This window comes from Streptococcus sp. M143, from assembly GCF_000162495.1.
In the GTDB taxonomy this organism is placed as follows: Bacteria; Bacillota; Bacilli; order Lactobacillales; family Streptococcaceae; genus Streptococcus; species Streptococcus dentisani.
In genome coordinates this window covers 818,342-839,405 of sequence record NZ_GG730097.1, presented here as the reverse complement: position 1 = coordinate 839,405, position 21,064 = coordinate 818,342, and the positions used below count along the sequence as shown (strand labels likewise).

Below are 21,064 nucleotides of genomic sequence, written 5' to 3'. Positions count from 1 at the left end.
TATTTGCAATCAGAAAGGGATGTTATGTCCATTATTCAAAAACTTTGGTGGTTTTTCAAGTTAGAAAAACGCCGTTATCTAGTCGGGATTGTGGCCCTGGTTTTGGTTTCCGTTCTCAATCTCATTCCACCTATGGTTATGGGACGAGTCATTGATGCTATCACATCAGGGCAATTAACCCAGCAGGCCCTCCTTCTTGACCTATTTTACTTGCTTCTTGCGGCCTTTGGGATGTACTATCTGCGCTATGTTTGGCGTATGTATATCCTTGGGACTTCCTACCGTTTGGGACAGATTATGCGCTCTCGCTTGTTTGAGCATTTCACAAAAATGTCTCCAGCCTTTTATCAAACCTATCGGACTGGGGACCTGATGGCACACGCAACCAACGATATCAATGCCCTAACGCGTCTGGCAGGGGGCGGTGTTATGTCTGCCGTGGATGCCTCTATCACGGCTTTGGTGACCTTGCTGACCATGCTCTTTAGCATTTCGTGGCAAATGACGCTAGTTGCCATTCTACCCTTACCTTTCATGGCTTATGCGACCAGTCGTCTAGGGAGAAAGACCCACAAGGCTTTTGGCGAATCGCAAGCCGCCTTTTCTGAACTCAATAACAAGGTGCAGGAGTCCGTATCAGGTATTAAAGTGACCAAGTCTTTCGGTTACCAGGCGGACGAGTTGAAGTCCTTTCAGGCAGTCAATGAATTGACCTTCCAGAAGAACCTGCAAACCATGAAATACGATAGTCTCTTTGACCCTATGGTTCTCTTGTTTGTTGGTTCATCCTATGTCTTAACCCTCTTGGTCGGTTCTTTGATGGTTCAGAAAGGGCAAATCACGGTTGGGAATCTGGTCACCTTTATCAGTTATTTGGATATGTTGGTCTGGCCTCTTATGGCTATTGGTTTCCTCTTTAATATTACTCAGCGAGGAAAGGTTTCTTATCAGCGGATTGAGGATCTTTTATCTCAGGAATCACCTATAAAAGATCCTGAATGTCCTCTGGACAGTATCGAAAATGGACGTTTGGAGTACGCCATTGACAGCTTTGCCTTTGAAAATGAGGAGACACTGACGGATGTTCACTTTAGTCTGGAAAAAGGGCAAACCCTAGGCTTAGTCGGGCAGACAGGCTCTGGGAAAACGTCCTTGATTAACCTTCTCTTGCGAGAATACGATGTGGATAAGGGAGCTATTTATCTAAACGGTCATGATATTCGGGACTATCGTCTGACAGACCTTCGCAGTCTCATGGGCTATGTCCCTCAGGATCAGTTTCTCTTTGCGACCTCTATCTTAGACAATATCCGCTTCGGTAATCCGAACTTGCCCCTTTCAGCAGTTGAGGAAGCGACTAAGCTAGCTCAAGTTTACCAAGATATTGTAGACATGCCTCAGGGCTTTGATACAGTTATCGGTGAAAAAGGAGTCAGTCTTTCAGGTGGTCAAAAGCAACGTCTGGCTATGAGTCGGGCTATGATTTTAGACCCTGATATCTTGATTCTAGATGATTCCTTGTCCGCCGTGGATGCCAAGACGGAGTATGCCATCATCGACAATCTCAAGGAGACGCGGAGGGATAAGACAACCATTATCACAGCCCATCGCCTCAGTGCAGTTGTCCATGCAGATCTGATTTTGGTTCTGCAAAATGGCCAAATCATAGAACGGGGCACGCACGAAGACCTGCTAGTCCTAGATGGCTGGTATGCCCAAACCTACCAGTCTCAGCAGTTGGAAATGAAAGGAGAAGAAGATGCAGAATAAGAAAGAACAATGGGCTGTATTGAAGCGCTTGATGTCCTATCTCAAGCCCTACGGCCTCCTGACCTTTTTGGCACTCAGTTTTCTCCTAGCGACGACGGTCATTAAAAGTGTCATTCCCCTTGTGGCTTCCCACTTTATCGATCAGTACCTCAGCAATATTAATCAACTGGCCGTGACCGTTTTGCTGGTCTACTATGGTCTTTATATCCTACAAACTCTGGTCCAGTATGTCGGGAATCTTCTCTTTGCGCGGGTGTCCTACAGTATTGTAAGGGATATTCGTCGGGATGCCTTTGCCAATATGGAAAAACTGAGCATGTCTTATTTTGACAAGACGCCAGCAGGTTCCATCGTCTCTCGTTTGACAAATGATACCGAGACCATCAGTGATATGTTTTCGGGGATTTTATCCAGCTTTATTTCAGCAGTTTTTATCTTTCTGACAACTCTTTATACCATGTTGGTGTTGGATTTTCGTTTGACAGCTTTAGTCTTGCTCTTTCTTCCTTTGATTGTCCTTTTGGTCAATCTCTATCGGAAAAGGTCAGTGAAAATCATCGAGAAAACCAGAAGTCTCTTATCAGATATCAATAGTAAGCTGGCAGAAAATATCGAAGGAATCAGAATTATCCAGGCCTTTAATCAAGAGAAGCGCCTGCAGGCAGAATTTGATGAAATCAACCAAGAACACTTGGTCTATGCTAACCGTTCTGTGGCTTTGGATGCCCTCTTTTTACGTCCTGCCATGAGTTTACTGAAACTCCTAGGCTACACAGTCTTGATGGCCTACTTTGGCTACCGTGGACTTTCTATCGGGATAACGGCCGGAACCATGTATGCCTTTATCCAGTATATCAACCGTCTCTTTGATCCCTTGATTGAGGTGACGCAAAACTTTTCAACCCTTCAAACGTCCATGGTGTCTGCAGGTCGTGTTTTTGCCTTGATTGACGAGACGAACTATGAGCCTCTTCAAGAAAATGAGCAAGCCAAAATCAAAGAAGGCAATATTCGTTTTGAACATGTGTATTTCTCATATGAAGGCAAACACCAAATCCTGGATGATATTTCCTTTTCAGTTAAGAAGGGGGAAACTATTGCCTTTGTAGGTCATACAGGTTCGGGGAAATCTTCGATTATTAATGTCCTCATGCGTTTTTATGAATTTCAGTCAGGGCTAGTTCTCTTGGATGATGTGGATATCAGGAACTACAGTCAGGAAGAGCTGAGAAAGAACATCGGTCTGGTCTTGCAGGATCCCTTCCTCTATCACGGGACTATCAAGTCCAATATCGCCATGTACCAAGATATCAGTGATGATCAAGTAAAGGACGCAGCTACCTTTGTAGATGCAGATTCCTTTATTCAGGACCTTCCTCAGGGTTACGACTCTCCTGTTTCTGAGCGTGGTTCGAGCTTTTCTACTGGACAGCGTCAGCTCCTTGCCTTTGCCAGAACAGTCGCCAGTCAGCCTAAAATCTTAATTTTGGATGAAGCGACAGCCAATATTGACTCTGAAACAGAAAGTTTGGTTCAAGATTCCCTAGCTAAGATGAGACAGGGGCGGACGACCATTGCCATCGCTCATCGCCTTTCAACTATCCAAGACGCCAACTGCATCTACGTCTTGGACAAGGGGCGTATCATCGAGAGTGGAACCCATGAGGAACTCTTGGCCTTGGGAGGAACCTATCACAAGATGTATAGCTTGCAGGCTGGAGCTATGTCCTAATACTCTTTGGAAATCTCTTCAAACCATGTCAGCTTTATCTGCAACCTCAAAGCTGTACTTTGATTTTCATTGAACATCAGAAGGAAATCCTTCAAATTACAGATTTCTTGCACCGCCTTTTCCATTTTGTGGTATAATGAAAAATGTTGACAAATAGTATAATAAAAACAAAGGAGAAACAGCATGCTGAAATGGGAAGACCTACCCGTGGAAATGCAATCAAGCGAGGTTGAGTCCTACTACCAGCTTGTCTCTAAAAGGAAGGGGTCGCTGATTTTCAAGCGTTGCCTGGATTGGGTTCTGGCCTTGTTTTTGCTAGTTTTGACTTCTCCCATCTTTCTTATCTTGAGCATTTGGATCAAGTTGGATAGCAAGGGACCTGTCATTTACAAGCAAGAGCGTGTGACCCAGTACAACCGTCCGTTCAAGATTTGGAAGTTCCGTACTATGGTAACGGATGCGGATAAAAAAGGAAGCCTGGTGACTTCTGCTAACGATAGTCGCATTACCAAGGTTGGAAATTTCATCCGCCGTGTGCGTTTGGACGAACTACCTCAACTGGTCAATGTCCTTAAAGGCGAGATGTCCTTTGTTGGGACACGACCTGAGGTGCCACGTTACACCGAGCAGTATAGCCCTGAAATGATGGCGACCTTGCTCTTGCCAGCCGGAATCACCTCTCCAGCTAGTATCAACTACAAGGATGAGGACACCATCATCAGTCAAATGACGGAGAAAGGTCTGACGGTTGACCAAGCCTATGTCGAGCATGTTCTTCCTGAAAAGATGCGCTATAATCTCGCCTATCTCCGAGAGTTTAGTTTCCTTGGAGACATCAAAATCATGTTTCAAACCGTGTTTGAAGTGCTAAAATAAAGTAGTCATGAGAAAATGAGTACAGATAAAAGGAGCAAATCAATGCCAAATTACAATATTCCATTTTCACCACCCGATATTACGGAAGCAGAAATTGCTGAAGTAGCGGATACCCTGCGTTCTGGTTGGATTACAACTGGGCCAAAGACAAAAGAACTAGAGCGTCGCTTATCTCAATACACACAGACACCTAAGACTGTCTGCCTCAACTCTGCGACTGCCGCTCTTGAGTTGATTTTGCGTGTTTTGGAAGTGGGACCTGGTGATGAAGTCATCGTTCCAGCCATGACTTATACAGCTTCTTGCAGTGTCATCACACACGTAGGAGCGACACCTGTCATGGTGGATATCCAAGCAGATACGTTTGAGATGGACTATGACCTTCTTGAGCAAGCCATCACTGAAAAGACTAAGGTGATTATTCCGGTTGAGCTTGCAGGGATTGTTTGCGACTATGACCGTTTGTTCCAAGTCGTGGAGAAGAAACGGGATCTCTTTACAGCTGCTAGCAAGTGGCAAAAGGCCTTTAACCGTATCGTAATTGTCTCAGATAGTGCCCATGCTTTAGGATCTACATACAAAGGGCAACCAGCTGGTTCTATCGCTGACTTTACTTCCTTCTCATTCCATGCCGTTAAGAACTTTACAACTGCTGAGGGAGGAAGTGCGACTTGGAAAGCCAATCCAGCTATTGACGACGAAGAGATGTACAAGGAATTCCAGATCCTTTCCCTTCATGGTCAAACCAAAGACGCTCTTGCCAAGATGCAATTGGGTTCATGGGAATACGATATCGTTACACCAGCCTACAAGTGCAATATGACCGATATCATGGCTTCGATTGGTTTGGTACAATTGGATCGTTACCCAGCTTTGCTACAACGTCGTAAGGACATCGTGGACCGCTATGATCGTGGTTTTGCGGGTACTCGTATTCACCCACTGGCACACAAGACTGATACTGTTGAATCTTCACGCCACCTCTACATCACCCATGTAGAAGGAGCAAGTTTAGAAGAACGCAACCTCATCATCCAAGAATTGGCTAAAGCAGGAATTGCAAGTAATGTACACTATAAACCGCTTCCTCTTTTGACAGCCTATAAGAATCTTGGTTTCGATATGGCAGATTATCCAAGAGCCTATGCCTTCTTTGAAAATGAAATTACGCTTCCTCTTCATACAAAATTAAGCGATGAAGAAGTTGATTACATCGTTCAGACTTTAGTGAGAATTTCTGAAGAAATCCTCGGTTCTGGAAAAAAATAATAAAAAATCTTGACAAAAAGCGGACAATAGCATATAATATTCTCAACAAATCAGAAAAGTAACTATTTTTGATCTTCAGGGAGCCTGTGGTGATTGTGAACAGGTGGTTGGAAGTAGTGAAAGTGGGCTGATTTTAAAAATGAATTTGAAACAATGAAAATTCGGTGCGCACACCTTACAGTGCAACTTGTTGTTAGACAAGGCAGAGATGTAAAGGGGAATAGTCCCTTTATAATTGAGGTGGCACCGCGTTACCAACGCCCTCACACGGAAGTAGATTCTGTGTGTGGGCTTTTTTCATATCTTTAAATTAATACTGAAAGAGGAAAAATTTATGACAACTAAAGGTTATTTTGGACAATTTGGTGGTAGTTTTGTACCGGAGCCAATTCAGGCTTTGTTGGATGAGTTGGAAGTGACATTTGACAAGTACAAGGATGATCCAGAGTTTTTGGCAGAATTTCGCCATTACTTAAAGGATTATTCTGGTCGCGAAACACCGCTTTATTTTGCGGAAAGTTTGACAGACCACCTAGGTGGGGCTAAGATTTATCTCAAGCGAGAAGATCTTAACCATCTTGGTTCTCACAAGCTCAACAATGTTTTAGGACAAATTCTTCTTGCCAAACGTATGGGCAAAAAACGAGTGATTGCAGAAACAGGAGCTGGTCAGCACGGTGTTGCGACAGCGGCTGCTGCAGCCAAGTTTGGTATGGCTTGTGATGTCTACATGGGGGCAGAAGATGTGGAGCGTCAACGTCTCAATGTCTTCCGCATGGAGATGATGGGAGCGACCGTTCACGCAGTTGAAACAGGGACACGAACTCTCAAGGATGCGGTCGATGCAGCCTTTGGAGCATGGATGAATGACCTTGAAGCCTTCTACGTTTTGGGATCTGCTGTAGGACCTCATCCTTATCCTACCATCGTTCATGAATTCCAAAAGGTCATCAGTGAAGAATCTCGTCGTCAAATCTTAGAAAAAGAAGGTCGTTTACCAGACTACGTCATTGCCTGTGTAGGTGGTGGTTCCAATGCCATCGGTGCTTTTTCACAGTATGTAGCTGATGAAGAAGTCAAATTGGTTGGGGTCGAAGCTGCCGGTCATGGACTTGACACAGACAAGCACGCAGCCACTATGACAAAGGGTAGTGTCGGAATTGTCGATGGTATGAAGACCTATGCAGTCTTTAAGGAAGATGGAGAGCTGGCGCCAGTTTACTCTATCTCAGCTGGTTTGGACTATCCAGGGGTTGGCCCAGAACACGCCTACTTCAAAGATTCTGGCCGCGTAGAATACGTAGCAGCGACAGATGAAGAAGCTGTTCAAGCCTTGCTCCTTCTCAGCAAGACAGAAGGGATTATCCCAGCGATTGAAAGTTCGCATGCTATCGCAGAAGCGGTTAAACGTGCACCGAAACTAAGTAAAGATGACATTATCATCATCAATGTCTCTGGTCGTGGAGACAAGGACGTAGCTGCTATTGCAGACTACCTAGAAGCTAAAAAATAAAAGATGGAAAAATTACAGTCTTTTCTCTCACAGAGAGCTTGTGGTTGCTGGAAACAAGCAGAGAAAGCTGTAAGGTTGGGTCCATCTGAAACGAGAGAAGAAAATATAATTCTCAAGGGAGTGCCCTTTATCGCACAGCCTGTTGCAGGAATGTTCTGAGACAGGAATGAGAGATAGGAGAAATCCTATAATTGAGGTGGCACCGCGAATTTCGTCCTCACGCAAGTTATTTTGCGTGGGGATTTTTCATACAGTCGCCACGGACTAGAAGTAGAACTGAAAGGGAAATTACAATGGAACGAATCATTCATGGAGATGTCTTATCACCAATCTTGGCTTATATGCGCCTAAAGGGGCAACACAAGGTGATCTTAGAAAGTATTCCGAGAGACAAGGAAACAGCTCGTTTTTCTATCCTAGCCTATAATCCAGTTTTTGAGATTAAGTTTGAAAATGGAGTCCTTTATCAAAATGGGCAAGTGATTGATCGGGATCCCTTGGATTTCCTTTATGAAGTGACTCATAAGAGCCAGCACCATTCAGATCTCCCTTTTGGTGGGGGAGCTATTGGCTTTGTTGGTTACGATATGATTTCGCTCTATGAGGAAATCGGTCAAATCCCCCAAGATACCATTGGGACGCCAGACATGCATTTCTTTGTCTATGAGAGTTATATGGTCTTTGACCACAAGAAAGAAAAAATCCATGTCATTGAGGATGCTCTCTATAGCGAGCGCAGTACAGAGGATTTGGAAGAAGCCGTGAAGCAAGTGCTGGAGGAATTACGCATCCCTGCTTCAAATGAATTTGAAGATTTGGATTTATCTCCGCTGGACTTCAAACCCCATATCACTCCTCAGAAGTTTGAGCAAATGGTCGAAACCGCTCGTGGCTTGATTCGTAATGGTGATATGTTCCAATGCGTGCTCAGTCAGCGTTTCTCAGCAGAAGTTACTGGAAATCCATTTGACTTCTACAGAAATCTCCGCGTGACCAATCCATCTAATTATCTCTATTTCTACGATTTTGGGGATTATCAAATCATCGGTGCCAGTCCAGAAAGTTTGGTTTCTGTCAAAAATGGCATTGTGACAACCAATCCGATTGCTGGTACGCGACCAAGAGGGGCTACGGATGAAGAGGACAAGGCCTTGGCGACAGACCTCCTGTCCGATGAGAAGGAAACAGCAGAACATCGGATGTTGGTAGACTTGGGACGTAACGATATTGGCCGCATCTCTGAAACGGCAAGTGTCCAAGTCACTAAGTATATGGAAGTGGAGCTTTTCCGCTATGTCATGCATTTGACCAGTGTTGTGAAAGGGCGTTTGCTTCCCGAACTCACTGCCATGGATGCCTTGAAAGCTACACTTCCAGCTGGAACAGTGTCGGGAGCACCAAAGATTCGGGACATGAGACGGATCTATGAACTGGAAACAGAAAAACGTGGTGTATACGCAGGAGCAATCGGCTACTTGTCTGCGACTGGTGATATGGATTTGGCCATTGCCATCCGAACTATGATTCTTAAAAATCAAACAGCCTATGTGCAGGCTGGGGCAGGCATTGTCTACGACTCCATCTCCCAAAACGAATACCAAGAAACCATTAACAAGGCTAAATCTATGACTAGAATTGGAGAACTAAGACCATGATTTTATTGATTGATAACTATGATTCTTTTACCTATAACTTGGCCCAATACATCGGGAATTTCGCAGAAGTTCAGGTCTTGAGAAATGATGATCCCAAGCTATATGAAGAAGCTGAAAAAGCAGATGGTCTGGTTTTTTCTCCTGGTCCAGGTTGGCCAGTGGATGCTGGAAAGATGGAAGACATGATTCGTGACTTTGCAGGTAAGAAGCCGATTCTTGGAATTTGTTTGGGTCACCAAGCTATCGCAGAAGTCTTTGGTGGGAAGCTAGGCTTGGCTCCAAAAGTCATGCATGGGAAACAGAGCCACATCAGCTTTGAAGCGCCATCTGTTCTCTATCAAGGCATTGAGGATGGTCGTCCAGTTATGCGTTACCACAGTATTTTGATTGAAGAAATGCCAGACGGCTTTGAAGTGACAGCACGTTCGACTGATGACCAAGCCATTATGGGAATTCAACACAAAACCCTTCCAATTTATGGCTTCCAGTACCATCCAGAGAGTATCGGAACGCCAGACGGCTTGTCTTCTATTCGGAATTTTATCGAGAAGGTTGTAAAGTGAGGAAACTAGGATGAAAGAGATTATTGAAAAATTAGCAAAATTTGAAAATTTATCAGGTGTGGAAATGACGGATGTCATTGAGCGTATCGTTACTGGACGTGTAACCGAAGCGCAGATTGCTTCTCTTCTCTTGGCCCTTAAGATGAAGGGGGAAACACCGGAAGAGCGCACAGCCATTGCACAAGTTATGAGAGGACACGCTCAACATATTCCAACTGAGATTCATGACGCCATGGACAACTGTGGTACTGGTGGAGACAAGTCCTTCAGCTTTAACATTTCAACAACTGCAGCCTTTGTTTTGGCTGGTGGCGGCATTCACATGGCCAAGCACGGTAACCGTTCGATTTCTTCTAAATCGGGTTCGGCAGATGTCCTTCAAGCCTTGGGCATCAACCTAGACCTCAAACCAGCTGAACTAGGTAAGGTCTTTGATAAAACTGGCATTGTCTTTCTCTTTGCAAAAAATATGCATCCAGCAATGAAATACATTATGCCAGCTCGTTTGGAACTAGGAATTCCAACAATCATGAACTTGACTGGTCCACTGATTCATCCAATGGCTTTGGAAACACAGCTTCTTGGAATTAGTCGTCCAGAACTTCTAGAAAGTACAGCTCAGGTTTTGAAAAATATGGGTCGCAAGCGTGCCATCGTGGTTGCTGGACCAGAAGGATTGGATGAAGCTGGCTTGAATGGAACAACCAAGATTGCTCTTCTTGAAAATGGTGAAATTACCTTGTCAAGCTTCACTCCAGAGGATTTGGGAATGGAACGCATCGCAATTGAGGACATTCGAGGAGGAAACGCTCAGGAAAATGCAGAAATTTTGCTCAGCGTTCTTAAAAACGAACCAAGTCCATTCTTGGAAACGACAGTCTTGAATGCTGGTCTTGGTTTCTATGCTAATGGTAAGGTAGCTAGTATCAAGGAAGGAGTAGCCTTGGCTCGTCAAGTGATTGCTAGTGGCAAGGCCCTTGAAAAACTTAGATTGTTACAGGAGTACCAAAAATGAGTCAGGAATTTTTAGCACGAATCTTGGAACAGAAGGCGCGTGAGGTCGAGCAGATGGAACTGGAGCAAATCCAGCCCTTGCGCCAGACCTATCGCTTGGCAGTATTTTTGAAGAATCACCAGGACCGTCTGCAGGTAATCGCTGAAGTCAAGAAAGCTAGCCCTAGTCTGGGAGATATCAATCTCGATGTGAATATTGTGCAACAGGCTCAGACTTATGAAGAAAATGGCGCAGTGATGATTTCGGTTTTGACAGATGAGGTTTTCTTTAAAGGGCATTTGGATTATTTGCGGGAGATTTCTGCTCAGGTGCAGATTCCGACGCTCAACAAGGACTTTATCATTGATGAAAAGCAAATCATTCGAGCTCGTAATGCTGGCGCGACAGTCATCTTGCTCATTGTGGCTGCCTTGTCAGAAGAACGCCTCAAGGAACTTTATGACTATGCGACAGATCTTGATCTCGAAGTCTTGGTGGAAACTCATAATCTAGCTGAACTGGAAGTGGCTCACAGACTTGGTGCTCAGATTATTGGGGTCAATAATCGCAATCTGACAACCTTTGAAGTCGACTTGCAGACCAGTGTGGACTTGGCTAAACACTTCAAAGATGATTGCTTGTACATTTCTGAATCTGCTATTTTTACAGGGCAGGATGCGGAACGAGTAGCACCATACTTTAACGGAATTTTAGTTGGGACAGCTCTCATGCAGGCAAAGGATGTGGCTCAAAGAATCAAGGAGTTACAGATTGACAAAGGTTAAGATTTGTGGATTATCGACCAAAGAAGCGGTAGGAACAGCCGTATCTGCAGGGGCAGACTACATCGGTTTTGTCTTTGCACCTAGTAAAAGACAGGTGAGCTTGGAAGAGGCTGCAGAGCTGGCAAAGCTCATTCCTGCAGATGTCAAAAAGGTTGGTGTATTTGTTTCACCAAGTCGAGCTCAACTGCTAGAAGCGATTGACAAAGTTGACTTGAGCTTAGTTCAAGTTCATGGTCAGGCGGCAGATGATTTGTTTGAGGATTTGCCTTGTGCCAGCATTCAGGCGGTGCAAGTGGTTGGAGATGGTCATGTGCCTCATTCTCGGGCAGACTATCTACTCTTTGATGCCCCTGTAGCAGGGAGTGGTCAGACCTTTGACTGGGGCCAACTGGATACGACAGGACTAGCGCAGCCCTTCTTTATCGCAGGTGGGCTTAATGAAGACAATGTAGTACAAGCAATTCAACACTTTACTCCCTATGCAGTAGATGTATCGAGCGGAGTGGAGACAGACGGACAAAAAGATCATGAAAAGATTAGAAGATTTATAGAGAGGGTAAAGCATGGCATATCAGGAACCAAATAAAGATGGATTTTATGGAAGATTCGGTGGACGTTTTGTCCCAGAAACATTGATGACAGCAGTTTTAGAGTTGGAGAAGGCCTATCATGAAAGTCAGGCAGACCCAAGTTTCCAAGAGGAATTAAACCAACTCTTACGCCAGTACGTGGGACGTGAAACTCCCCTGTACTACGCAAAAAATTTGACCCAGCATATCGGCGGAGCCAAGATTTATCTTAAACGTGAAGACCTTAACCATACAGGGGCCCACAAGATTAACAATGCCTTAGGACAAGTTTTGCTTGCCAAACGCATGGGTAAAAAGAAAATTATCGCAGAAACAGGTGCTGGTCAGCACGGTGTGGCAACTGCAACAGCTGCAGCCCTCTTTAACATGGAATGTACCATCTACATGGGTGAGGAAGATGTTAAACGCCAAGCTCTCAATGTTTTCCGTATGGAGCTTTTGGGAGCCAAGGTCGAGGCAGTGACAGATGGTTCGCGCGTGCTCAAGGATGCGGTCAATGCAGCCCTTCGTTCATGGGTGGCTAATATCGATGATACCCACTATATCCTTGGTTCTGCCTTAGGGCCTCATCCTTTCCCAGAAATCGTTCGTGACTTCCAAAGTGTTATTGGTCGAGAAGCTAAACAACAGTACCGCGACTTGACGGGTCAAGATCTGCCAGATGCCCTAGTAGCCTGTGTTGGTGGTGGCTCTAATGCTATTGGGCTCTTTCATCCATTTGTAGAAGATGAATCTGTAGCTATGTATGGAGCTGAAGCAGCAGGACTTGGTGTGGATACGGAGCACCATGCAGCTACCTTGACCAAGGGTCGTCCAGGTGTCCTTCATGGTTCCCTTATGGATGTGCTCCAAGATGCTCATGGTCAAATTCTTGAAGCCTTCTCTATCTCAGCAGGTTTGGACTACCCGGGTATTGGTCCAGAGCATTCTCACTATCACGATATCAAACGTGCCAGCTATGTTCCTGTGACAGACGAGGAAGCCTTGGAAGGATTCCAGCTCTTGTCTCGTGTGGAAGGGATTATCCCTGCCCTGGAATCAAGCCATGCTATCGCCTTTGCGGTGAAATTGGCCAAAGAACTTGGACCAGACAAGTCCATGATTGTCTGTCTATCAGGTTGTGGGGACAAGGATGTGGTTCAAGTTAAAGACCGCTTGGAAGCAGATGCAGCAAAGAAGGGAGAAGCTCATGCCTAAGACACTAACAGAAAAATTGAAGGCTATTAAAGCAACTGGAAAAGGAATTTTTGTTCCCTATATCATGGCTGGAGACCACGAAAAAGGTTTGGATGGACTCGCCGAAACAATCCACTTTTTAGAAGATTTGGGTGTCTCTGCCATTGAAGTGGGCATTCCCTTTTCAGACCCTGTTGCAGATGGGCCTGTTATCGAAGAAGCAGGCTTGCGCAGTCTAGCTCATGGGACTTCTACCCAGGCTTTGGTTGAAGCCTTGAAAACCATTCAGACTGAGGCACCACTGGTCATCATGACCTACTTCAACCCGCTCTTTCAGTACGGTGTGGAGAAATTTGTCAAAGATTTGGCAGATACAGCAGTTAAGGGCTTGATTATCCCAGACTTGCCTCATGAGCATGCCAACTTTGTAGAGCCCTTTTTGGCAGATACAGACATTGCCTTGATTCCACTAGTTAGCTTGACAACAGGACTTGAGCGTCAGAAAGAGTTGATTGAAGGAGCAGAAGGCTTTGTCTATGCTGTTGCTATCAATGGGGTGACAGGAAAATCTGGTAATTACCGTGCAGACTTGGACAAGCACCTGGCACAATTGCATCAAGTAGCTGACATCCCAGTCTTGACAGGTTTTGGTGTATCTAGTCAAGCCGATGTCGAACGTTTTAATGCAGTGTCAGATGGCGTTATCGTTGGTTCGAAAATTGTAAAAGCTCTCCATGAAGGAGAGCCGATTGAGGACTTTATCAAACAAGCAGTAGATTACCAAAAATAATCACACAAGTAGCAAGTAAGAGGAAAGGCACAAAAGGAAGTCTTTCCTTTTTCTTTTTAGGGTATAAGTTCATGAATGACAGTTGAATATTAGTTTGGGTATTGCTTATGAATGGTATCTATATAGTTGGTGAAATGTTTCAGGAAATGCTTAGGAGATATAACAGTGATGTATTTTCCAAAAGCAAGCAAGGTATTGTATCCCCAATCATTGTCGTTTAACGGATAAGTAATCTCGTAAATATCGCTATTAATAGGTTTTATGGCATTATAGCCTAAGAGTTCCACAAATCGATCAAGAACAATTTTCTGGACATGCAGGATGACAGGTACTTTGTTTTCATTCATCCAAGCACCACCATCATAGGGAAGTGGTGTAAAATGTCTTTTTGAAAAAGTATCGGAGAGAGTAAGTTCACTAATTCTAGCAACTTTAAAAACAGAAAAACGCGCTTTATCAGTATCGTAGGCATCCATATACCAACTCCGGTCCTTATAGACAATACGGTAAGGTTCACAATTTTTTTGACTCACCAGTCCTTGTGAATTAATATAGGAAAATTTTATTTTTACTCTACCTCTGATAGCTTCCAATAACTTAAAAATCAAAGTTCGTATTTCCAAGTTCCCTTGAGATAGAGATAAATCAATTTCGAAATCAGAGTATGTATTGGTAGCATTTAATTTCAATATAGCATTGAAAGTAGAGGCATCTTCCAATACTTGATAACGGCTTTTTAAACCAGATTCGATCGAAAGCCGTTCGGATTGGGTCAGGGGAGGTTTGTCAGTTTGGAAGTCTTCCATAAGAAAAATGCCTCCATTTTTTCCTTTCATTACATAGAGAGGAATGCCTGCAAGAGATAAATCATCAATATCTCTCATAATAGTTCGTGTGCTGACTTTAAAAAGTTCTGATAATTCTTTAGCTGTTGTTTTTCGTTTATTTACTAAATGAGAAATAATCCCCATTTGACGGCCAATTTTCATAATTTTCTCCTTAAATATGACAGATAGTTGTCATATTACTTTTGTTATGATTATACCATAAAGAAAGGAGTTCATATAATGAAACATCAAACTAAACCATCGTTTACCTTAGTTGGCAAGAGTATTTTGATAGAAGGAACTACAGTTCATGAACATCACTATTCTAAAGAGAAAACAGCATTCTATACTCAGTTATTTAAAGAAGGAATGCTAGGAAAATTGATGCCCCATTCCATAGATAAAAGAGGCTATGCTTTGATAGTTCCTCATAAAGATGGTATACAATACTACGCAGGAGTTGCGGCAAATAATGCTGTGGCAGGTTACGAAAGCATTCTTGTCCCAGAGAAAGATTATTTAGTAAGCTCAGCCAGTGGTGATAAATCAAGACTCTTGTTTGATAAATTGGAGGATAACTTTTTTGAGGGAGAATATAGCTCGCTTTACAATGATGGAATTATCTTAGAAATACTTTTAAACGGTAATCCCATGGATGCAGAAGTTGAGCTTTGGGTTCCCAATTCAACAAACTAATAAGAACTGATAGAAAATTATTATAGTCGCAGCAAGTAAGAGGAAAGGCACGAAAGGAAGTCTTTCCTTTTTCTTTTGCGAAAGAAAGGCTAAAATCCCCGTCGCAGAAGCAAACTGGATTAAGATGAGTAGTTCTGTCGTGCTAAAGACGAGAGCACAAGAAGCCAGAAAGAGAAAATCCCCTGCGCCCATGCGGATATCGATAACATGCGCGATGACTCCAAGGATAAAGAAGAAGACCATAACCAGATTCCAACCACAGAAAACCATGAGGATTAGTTGGAAAGTCAGCCAGACTAGTAAGGGATATTCCTGATGGCGAAAGTCATAGATTCCCAAGGTCAAGCCAGCAGTTATCAGGATGACTTGGCCCAAGGAAATCCACCCCCAAGTCCAAGCTAGAAAGAGTAACCCCAAGCCTAGTTCAAAGAGGGCATACCAGGCAGGATAGCGAGCCTTGCAGTAGCGACAGCGAAAGCGACCAATTACTTGAGAGATAATCGGAATCAAATCTAAGGGACGCAAGCGAGTCTGACAGGAATCGCAGTGACTAGCTGGTCTGATAATGGATTGCTCAGGGAAACGGTCAATGACCAAACCTAGAAAAGAAGCGAGAATGCTCCCGACAAGAAAAAAATAAAGATCAATCATACTTATCTATTCGTAAAAAATAGGAGAAGTAGTATAATAAAGAAACATAGATAAGATAGTGAGGACAAAAGATGACAATTCGTTTTGAAGAAAAGGTAAGTATAGAAAACGCTCAATTCGTATGCCAATGGTCTAACTCCCTTGGCAAATCCTTTCAAGAACAATGGATGGGAACAATGATTCCTTTTCCCTTGACAATTCAAGTCTTACAAGATTTGGAAGGAATCTTTTCAATCTTTGATGGACAAGAGTTTGTGGGGCTTATTCAGAAAATTAGGCTAGAAGACAGGAATCTTCATATCGGGAGATTTTTTATCAATCCCCAGAAACAGGGGCAGGGCTTAGGTAGCCAGTCTTTAAGGAAATTTGTTAGTTTGGCCTTTGAAAATGAAGACATAGATACTATTTCTCTAAATGTCTACGTGGCAAATCAAACAGCTTACAATCTTTACCAAAAAGAAGGATTTGAAATCGTTCAAATGGTTGAAACACCTATACGAAAATACATCATGAAAAAGGGTAGATAGAAAGTAAAAAAGCCTTGGTTCCCAAAGCTTTTTTTATGTTATAAACTCATTAAAAGAACCCCCAGTTAGATTTGGAATATTTTTTATTCTGTGTCACATAAAAATAAATAAAATGAATGGCTATAGCTAGAGCTAAAATGGTTGTTATACTCACTACTATTATAGGATTAGAAGCAAAGATTAAAGAGAGAATCAAGGCAGCCAGATAGAGTGTCGCTTGGACACAGTAGTAACTTTTCGAATAGCGAAGATAGTGTTTGTTATAGGGCCCATTTACTAGGACAGCAGCTTGAAAGAGGCCAAATCCGATATAAGAGAAGCTGGTTGCAAAGAGACGATTAGCTTCAGGATTCTGAAGAAAACTCATCGAAACGGTCATCATAAGAAGTCCAATGAAAATAGGATAGTGACTGTAAATTAGAAATAGTCTCTTTTGATTAGATTTTTCATCAATAGCATGGTCGAATTGACCAAAATAAAACAAGAACAGAGAAATCATAATAATGAAATAAAGAACCGAATAAATCGAGAAATTCTCGATTGTAAAGAAGTTAGCTAGCTCCGTAATCATCTCTCCAAACATAATAATGACAAGAAGGGAGATACGCTCGATTAAATGGGGGAGATTTACCTGGTAATGCTTATCTTTATTAAGCAAGATACTTGGCATAATAAATGTTAGCAGAATACTAGCAAATAAGATATAGACTCTAAGGTAAATAGGAAGAAGAGCTGCTAGATAGACTCCTAAACTTCCTAGACCTGTTATCCATAGAAAACCTTTGATACTTTCCCGATTAGCATCATCGGTTGATTTTCTAAAAAATTCAACCAAATATTGAAAAAATAAGGTAAGGGTTAATGTACCAATAGCCCAACAGAGATAATGAAAATATTGTTGCCAATCAGGTCCAATCATATTGGCTATAAAGAGTAAAATTCCCATTTTGATAAACATGATTACTATGTTAAATAAAGAGTTCTTTCCATAGCGATTGGTATAATCGGTTTGAATCATCCAGGAATTGATGAGAAACAAAGTAGCAATGAAAAAATCAAGGAAAGAATTCCAAGTCAAAATACCGTTATGAAGATGGTCAATTAAAGTAGTTACTTTTGAAATTGCAAAAACAAAAACTAGGTCATAAAAAAGTTCTGAAAATTCTACACGTTTATGTTTAATAAGAGTTGTCATTTTAAGACCTTTCTATTTTAGAAGTACAATTTATTATAACATAAAATGGTAATAAAAAAAAGGAGATGCTTAAATAACTTCATGTGACGCGAATGAACTGCGCCACAAAAGTTAGGTTTTTTCTGTCTAACTTTTGGGGTGCAGTTCAGAAGGGGTGTTTTTTCTATCGTTTTTTAGTGCTAAGACTACACAAAAAAGCCTTGATTCCAAGGCTTTTTCCTGTTGATTTAGATGCCCCCTACAGGGATTTGGAAAGGACTTTCATATTGAGAGCAATTAAAAATATTGAAATATAAGTGATTTTAGGTATTTTCAATGTCATGATTTAAAAATGGGACAAAAGTGGGGCAAAAACCATACAGATTCTAAACTGTATGGTTCTTTTTTTATCTAACCAAGAAAGGTTAAAACTTATTAAAACAAATGCAATCAACTGTTGAAAACTTTTTAGTCCGTGTAATATAAAAACAAGTAAAAAGTTGAACTATAGGGAATATTGTGTCATAATAGGTAATAGATGAATAATTAATAGATTGGAAATAATGCTTTCTTACCTTAACAAGTTGAATTGGTTATACATTTTTTCGTCGCAATTGTGTCTATCTCTCGAGTTTAGCTAGTTTTTATAAGCTCTGGTTTCTAATCAATATAACAAATTTTAGAAGTGCATAAGACAAGATGGTGACATTACTACAGTCATTTCTAGTCACCATATGTTGCTGGCACAGGCTGTTTGTAGTGTTGGCTATTTACTAGTCAGTTTAATCGGAGTGTTTAATTTTTATTGTTGAAAGGTTTTTATATGGCGAAAATTCTATCTTTAGGTCTGACAGGTAAGAAATTACTTGCTCAGGGGTTCTTGTTTGTTCTGCTAGGTCTCATCTTGATGGTCACGGGGACTTGGTTGCCAGTAACAGTTATTCGCCTGGTTCTGTTTTTAGCTTGGATAGCAACGGTCGTAGATTTGCTATTAAGAGTTTTCAAAAAAAGCCAGTCAACGGATACCTTGGGAGTTGCACTGGTTAAATTGTTAGTGCTGGGATATTTGCTAGGTTCTAATCTTGCGACTGATATACCGATTTATGTTCTGGCTCTTGTGATTGGAGTTTATCAGATTTTTAGGGCCACGATTAATCTTGTCACCTATGTTCTCTACCGTAAAAATAATATTCGACCTCGTTTTCGTCTCTTACTAGATGGTATTCTACTAGTTTTTCTTGGTGGAGCTAGTCTTTTGTCCTCTACGGGAAATTCTGTCTTTCAACTCTTTGTTTTAGGGGCTTATTTTTTCCTTTATGGTCTGTCCAATATCCGTGACGGTTTCTTATTTGAAGGGGAAATTGGGAAAAACCATCTCAAACGTCGCATTAGAATTAGCTTACCTATTGTCCTAGCCGCTCTCATCCCTGCAAGAACTTTAGCAAAAATTAACAAATTTATGCTGGAAAATGCTGATGAGGAAGAAGATATCCATCTTGGAATAGTGAAGTCTGGTAAGACAGCAGAGCTAGAAATTTTTGTTCATACAGCTGAGACCTCCCTGTTTTCAGCTATTGGTCATGTGGATATCTGCTATCAGGGCCGTGTTATTTCTTATGGCAACTATGATCCGTCATCTGAGACCTTATTTGGTATGGTAGGAGATGGTGTCTTATATTTCTGTGACCGCGATAAGTACATTGATCTATGTAAACGTGAGAGTCAAAAAACACTTTTTGGTTATGGAATAGATTTGACACCTGAAATGGAAAAAGCAATTCAAAAAAAGTTGACTGAATTGAAACAACTGACGATTCCATGGGAGCCAAGTGCGGATAAAATCACGACAGGTGATGGTAAGGAAGACTACACCTACGCTTATAAAATCAGACATGAGACGGATGGGGAACTTTATAAATTTATCAAATCTAAGTTTAAATCCTACTTTGTCTTATCCACAAATTGTGTGCTCTTGGCAGATACCATAGTCGGTCAGGCTGGAACAGATATCCTCTCACCCAAAGGATTTATCGCACCAGGAACTTACCAAGCTTACCTTGACCGAGAGTTTGAAAAACCAAATAGTATAGTCGTATCTAAACATGTTTATTAAGGAGAATTTATGAACTTAGTAAAAAAATACACCCCGTTAATACTTTTTATAGGGCTGGTTGCTCTTGTAATTCTGAATGCATCGAGCTTTATATCAGGAGCAATCTCTCTCTTTGATGTAATATCAACCTTGATTTATGGTGCTGTTATTGCTTTTGTGCTTAATGTTCCTATGAAAAAAATTGAACAGTACTTAGTTAAATTGAAGGTAAAGGCAGAGTTGCGTCGTCCGATTGCCATGGTACTTGTTTTCCTAGCTCTTATCTTAATCGTGATTGCTCTTTTGGTTTTGGTGCTGCCAACCCTAGCCCAGACTATTAGTCAGCTGGGAACAGTCCTTTCAACAGTCCTTACTCAACTTGAGAAATTGCTAGGCAGCTCGGAATTTGTAACCAAAGACATGTTGTCAACTATCGTATCAGGCATACAGGGACAATCTAGTTCTATTAGCCAAGCTTTGATAGGTTTTTTATCAGGTCTGACTAGTAATATCGGCAATATTTTTTCAAGTTTGATGAATGCCTTTTTGATTATAGTCTTCACCTTTTTATTTTTATCCAGTAAGGAACATTTGGCAGCGATGACGAGTCGACTTCTAAAAGTTTTTCTTCCAGAGAAGGTGGTGATAAAGTTGACTTACATTGGACAAGTAGCACTAGAGACTTATGACCAATTTTTGATGAGTCAGCTGATTGAAGCAGTTATCATAGGAGTTATGATAGCGGTTGGTTACAGCGTGTTTGGGATACCCTATGGAGTAATGACAGGTATCTTTGCAGGAGTGCTATCGTTCATTCCTTATGTAGGGCCTATGATTGCTTGTGTTGTGGGAGCGATTTTTATCTTCACAGTGAGTCCTACTCAAGCCTTACTTTCTCTTCTTCTATATCAAGTTATACAGCTGATTGAAGGAAACCTTATTTATCCTAGAGTTGTAGGTCAGTCTATTGGTTTGCCAGCTATTTTCACGCTTGCGGCTGCTAGTATTGGAGGCAATCTCTTTGGCTTACTTGGGATGATATTCTTTACACCGATATTTGCTGTTATCTATCGATTGGTTAAGGAATTTGTCGTTGCAAAGGAAAATCAGCTAGATTAAGAAAAACTAAATTTAATAAGATATACTGAGAAGAGAGTGAGAGATTCTCTTCTCTTTTATTTTTAAATACTTTTCTACAAAAAGCTATTAGACGTTAAAAAAAGCCTTGGTTTCAAGGCTTATTTCTGTTGATTTAGATGTGCCCCCTGCAGGGCTCGAACCTGCGCCCCATAGCTTAAGAGTCTACTGCTCTACCAACTGAGCTAAGGAGGCAACAGAAAAAGCTGAGAATGTAACTTCCCAGCTATTTTAATATGCCCAAAAT

Annotated in this window: 19 protein-coding genes, 1 tRNA gene, 1 pseudogene and 2 other annotated features; of the genes and pseudogenes, 16 read left to right on the top strand and 5 right to left on the bottom strand. The window is 41.9% G+C overall.

The window, feature by feature from the left end; translation table 11 throughout:
- Positions 1-24 precede the first annotated feature (24 nt).
- From HMPREF0850_RS10720 to trpA, 12 genes are all read left to right on the top strand, one after another.
- Positions 25-1,770, top strand: a complete 1,746-nt coding sequence (locus HMPREF0850_RS10720) for an ABC transporter ATP-binding protein (RefSeq protein WP_000022585.1) — start codon at positions 25-27, stop codon at positions 1,768-1,770.
- Positions 1,760-3,502 carry an ABC transporter ATP-binding protein gene (locus HMPREF0850_RS10715; protein WP_001180023.1) on the top strand — a complete coding sequence of 581 codons (1,743 nt, stop codon included), beginning with the start codon at positions 1,760-1,762 and terminating at the stop codon, positions 3,500-3,502. The genes HMPREF0850_RS10720 and HMPREF0850_RS10715 overlap by 11 nt, the downstream gene beginning before the upstream one ends.
- 183 nt (positions 3,503-3,685) lie before the next feature.
- Positions 3,686-4,378 (top strand): sugar transferase, encoded by a 693-nt coding sequence (locus tag HMPREF0850_RS10705; RefSeq protein ID WP_000922226.1) that lies wholly within the window; start codon positions 3,686-3,688, stop codon positions 4,376-4,378.
- 42 nt (positions 4,379-4,420) lie between these two features.
- Positions 4,421-5,647, top strand: coding sequence for a DegT/DnrJ/EryC1/StrS family aminotransferase (locus HMPREF0850_RS10700; protein WP_001134516.1), 1,227 nt, complete (start codon positions 4,421-4,423; stop codon positions 5,645-5,647).
- Between the two features lie 42 nt (positions 5,648-5,689).
- Positions 5,690-5,915: a binding site (T-box leader), on the top strand.
- A gap of 66 nt (positions 5,916-5,981) precedes the next feature.
- Positions 5,982-7,160, top strand: coding sequence for a tryptophan synthase subunit beta (gene trpB, locus HMPREF0850_RS10695; RefSeq protein ID WP_000208442.1), 1,179 nt, complete (start codon positions 5,982-5,984; stop codon positions 7,158-7,160).
- Positions 7,157-7,382 (top strand) — a binding site (T-box leader). (Overlaps the previous gene by 4 nt.)
- A 71-nt stretch (positions 7,383-7,453) precedes the next feature.
- A complete protein-coding gene (gene trpE / locus HMPREF0850_RS10685) occupies positions 7,454-8,815 on the top strand; it encodes an anthranilate synthase component I (protein WP_000439653.1) in 1,362 nt (453 codons plus the stop codon).
- Positions 8,812-9,378, top strand: coding sequence for an aminodeoxychorismate/anthranilate synthase component II (locus HMPREF0850_RS10680; protein ID WP_000601897.1), 567 nt, complete (start codon positions 8,812-8,814; stop codon positions 9,376-9,378). The genes trpE and HMPREF0850_RS10680 overlap by 4 nt, the downstream gene beginning before the upstream one ends.
- A gap of 10 nt (positions 9,379-9,388) precedes the next feature.
- Positions 9,389-10,393, top strand: coding sequence for an anthranilate phosphoribosyltransferase (gene trpD / locus HMPREF0850_RS10675; protein WP_000658689.1), 1,005 nt, complete (start codon positions 9,389-9,391; stop codon positions 10,391-10,393).
- Entirely contained in the window at positions 10,390-11,157 is a 768-nt protein-coding gene (trpC, locus tag HMPREF0850_RS10670; protein WP_000076533.1) for an indole-3-glycerol phosphate synthase TrpC, read from the top strand. The genes trpD and trpC overlap by 4 nt, the downstream gene beginning before the upstream one ends.
- Positions 11,144-11,743 (top strand): phosphoribosylanthranilate isomerase, encoded by a 600-nt coding sequence (locus tag HMPREF0850_RS10665; protein ID WP_000169928.1) that lies wholly within the window; start codon positions 11,144-11,146, stop codon positions 11,741-11,743. The genes trpC and HMPREF0850_RS10665 overlap by 14 nt, the downstream gene beginning before the upstream one ends.
- Positions 11,721-12,944, top strand: coding sequence for a tryptophan synthase subunit beta (gene trpB / locus HMPREF0850_RS10660; protein WP_000331306.1), 1,224 nt, complete (start codon positions 11,721-11,723; stop codon positions 12,942-12,944). The genes HMPREF0850_RS10665 and trpB (HMPREF0850_RS10660) overlap by 23 nt, the downstream gene beginning before the upstream one ends.
- A complete protein-coding gene (trpA, locus tag HMPREF0850_RS10655) occupies positions 12,937-13,713 on the top strand; it encodes a tryptophan synthase subunit alpha (protein ID WP_001126990.1) in 777 nt (258 codons plus the stop codon). Before trpB (HMPREF0850_RS10660) ends, trpA begins: the two co-directional genes overlap by 8 nt.
- Here trpA and HMPREF0850_RS13300 read toward each other — a convergent pair.
- Positions 13,685-13,771 (bottom strand): annotated as a pseudogene (locus HMPREF0850_RS13300) (prepilin peptidase); the annotation flags it as partial. The gene trpA and the pseudogene HMPREF0850_RS13300 sit on opposite strands and share 29 nt — an antisense overlap.
- Before the next feature lie 31 nt (positions 13,772-13,802).
- Positions 13,803-14,702 (bottom strand): helix-turn-helix transcriptional regulator, encoded by a 900-nt coding sequence (locus HMPREF0850_RS10650; RefSeq protein WP_000690179.1) that lies wholly within the window; start codon positions 14,700-14,702, stop codon positions 13,803-13,805.
- A gap of 78 nt (positions 14,703-14,780) precedes the next feature.
- Here HMPREF0850_RS10650 and HMPREF0850_RS10645 point away from each other — a divergent pair, with 78 nt between their 5' ends.
- Positions 14,781-15,236 carry an effector binding domain-containing protein gene (locus tag HMPREF0850_RS10645; RefSeq protein ID WP_000682682.1) on the top strand — a complete coding sequence of 152 codons (456 nt, stop codon included), beginning with the start codon at positions 14,781-14,783 and terminating at the stop codon, positions 15,234-15,236.
- Here the strand turns inward: HMPREF0850_RS10645 and HMPREF0850_RS10640 are convergent.
- On the bottom strand, positions 15,225-15,887 hold the full coding sequence (locus HMPREF0850_RS10640; protein ID WP_000566514.1) for a prepilin peptidase: 663 nt from the start codon (positions 15,885-15,887) through the stop codon (positions 15,225-15,227). The two genes, HMPREF0850_RS10645 and HMPREF0850_RS10640, sit on opposite strands and share 12 nt — an antisense overlap.
- Positions 15,888-15,958: 71 nt before the next feature.
- Between HMPREF0850_RS10640 and HMPREF0850_RS10635 the strand changes: the two genes are divergently transcribed.
- Positions 15,959-16,414: a GNAT family N-acetyltransferase gene (locus HMPREF0850_RS10635; protein WP_000155415.1), complete on the top strand. Its 456-nt coding sequence runs from the start codon at positions 15,959-15,961 to the stop codon at positions 16,412-16,414.
- Positions 16,415-16,463: 49 nt separating this feature from the next.
- Here HMPREF0850_RS10635 and HMPREF0850_RS10630 read toward each other — a convergent pair whose 3' ends face one another.
- The gene (locus tag HMPREF0850_RS10630) at positions 16,464-17,609 is read right to left on the bottom strand and encodes a low temperature requirement protein A (RefSeq protein ID WP_000209249.1); all 1,146 of its coding nucleotides are present in this window, start codon (positions 17,607-17,609) and stop codon (positions 16,464-16,466) included.
- 802 nt (positions 17,610-18,411) lie between these two features.
- Between HMPREF0850_RS10630 and HMPREF0850_RS10625 the strand changes: the two genes are divergently transcribed.
- Positions 18,412-19,701: a hypothetical protein gene (locus HMPREF0850_RS10625; RefSeq protein ID WP_001062789.1), complete on the top strand. Its 1,290-nt coding sequence runs from the start codon at positions 18,412-18,414 to the stop codon at positions 19,699-19,701.
- Positions 19,702-19,710: 9 nt separating this feature from the next.
- Positions 19,711-20,799, top strand: a complete 1,089-nt coding sequence (locus HMPREF0850_RS10620; protein ID WP_001055013.1) for an AI-2E family transporter — start codon at positions 19,711-19,713, stop codon at positions 20,797-20,799.
- 140 nt (positions 20,800-20,939) lie between these two features.
- Here HMPREF0850_RS10620 and HMPREF0850_RS10615 read toward each other — a convergent pair.
- Positions 20,940-21,012: transfer RNA gene (locus HMPREF0850_RS10615), tRNA-Lys, on the bottom strand.
- Positions 21,013-21,064 lie beyond the last annotated feature (52 nt).

Excerpts from the sequence above, each read along its gene's own strand:
- HMPREF0850_RS10680 (WP_000601897.1), top strand. The coding sequence starts at position 8,812 with ATGATTTTATTGATTGATAACTATGATTCTTTTACCTATAACTTGGCC.
- HMPREF0850_RS10625 (WP_001062789.1), top strand. The coding sequence starts at position 18,412 with ATGGCGAAAATTCTATCTTTAGGTCTGACAGGTAAGAAATTACTTGCT.
- trpE (WP_000439653.1), top strand. The coding sequence starts at position 7,454 with ATGGAACGAATCATTCATGGAGATGTCTTATCACCAATCTTGGCTTAT.
- trpB (WP_000208442.1), top strand. The coding sequence starts at position 5,982 with ATGACAACTAAAGGTTATTTTGGACAATTTGGTGGTAGTTTTGTACCG.
- trpB (WP_000331306.1), top strand. The coding sequence starts at position 11,721 with ATGGCATATCAGGAACCAAATAAAGATGGATTTTATGGAAGATTCGGT.
- HMPREF0850_RS10635 (WP_000155415.1), top strand. The coding sequence starts at position 15,959 with ATGACAATTCGTTTTGAAGAAAAGGTAAGTATAGAAAACGCTCAATTC.
- HMPREF0850_RS10640 (WP_000566514.1), bottom strand. The coding sequence starts at position 15,887 with ATGATTGATCTTTATTTTTTTCTTGTCGGGAGCATTCTCGCTTCTTTT.
- HMPREF0850_RS10700 (WP_001134516.1), top strand. The coding sequence starts at position 4,421 with ATGCCAAATTACAATATTCCATTTTCACCACCCGATATTACGGAAGCA.
- trpA (WP_001126990.1), top strand. The coding sequence starts at position 12,937 with ATGCCTAAGACACTAACAGAAAAATTGAAGGCTATTAAAGCAACTGGA.
- HMPREF0850_RS10650 (WP_000690179.1), bottom strand. The coding sequence starts at position 14,702 with ATGAAAATTGGCCGTCAAATGGGGATTATTTCTCATTTAGTAAATAAA.
- trpD (WP_000658689.1), top strand. The coding sequence starts at position 9,389 with ATGAAAGAGATTATTGAAAAATTAGCAAAATTTGAAAATTTATCAGGT.
- HMPREF0850_RS10645 (WP_000682682.1), top strand. The coding sequence starts at position 14,781 with ATGAAACATCAAACTAAACCATCGTTTACCTTAGTTGGCAAGAGTATT.
- HMPREF0850_RS10715 (WP_001180023.1), top strand. The coding sequence starts at position 1,760 with ATGCAGAATAAGAAAGAACAATGGGCTGTATTGAAGCGCTTGATGTCC.
- HMPREF0850_RS10620 (WP_001055013.1), top strand. The coding sequence starts at position 19,711 with ATGAACTTAGTAAAAAAATACACCCCGTTAATACTTTTTATAGGGCTG.
- trpC (WP_000076533.1), top strand. The coding sequence starts at position 10,390 with ATGAGTCAGGAATTTTTAGCACGAATCTTGGAACAGAAGGCGCGTGAG.
- HMPREF0850_RS10630 (WP_000209249.1), bottom strand. The coding sequence starts at position 17,609 with ATGACAACTCTTATTAAACATAAACGTGTAGAATTTTCAGAACTTTTT.
- HMPREF0850_RS10705 (WP_000922226.1), top strand. The coding sequence starts at position 3,686 with ATGCTGAAATGGGAAGACCTACCCGTGGAAATGCAATCAAGCGAGGTT.
- HMPREF0850_RS10720 (WP_000022585.1), top strand. The coding sequence starts at position 25 with ATGTCCATTATTCAAAAACTTTGGTGGTTTTTCAAGTTAGAAAAACGC.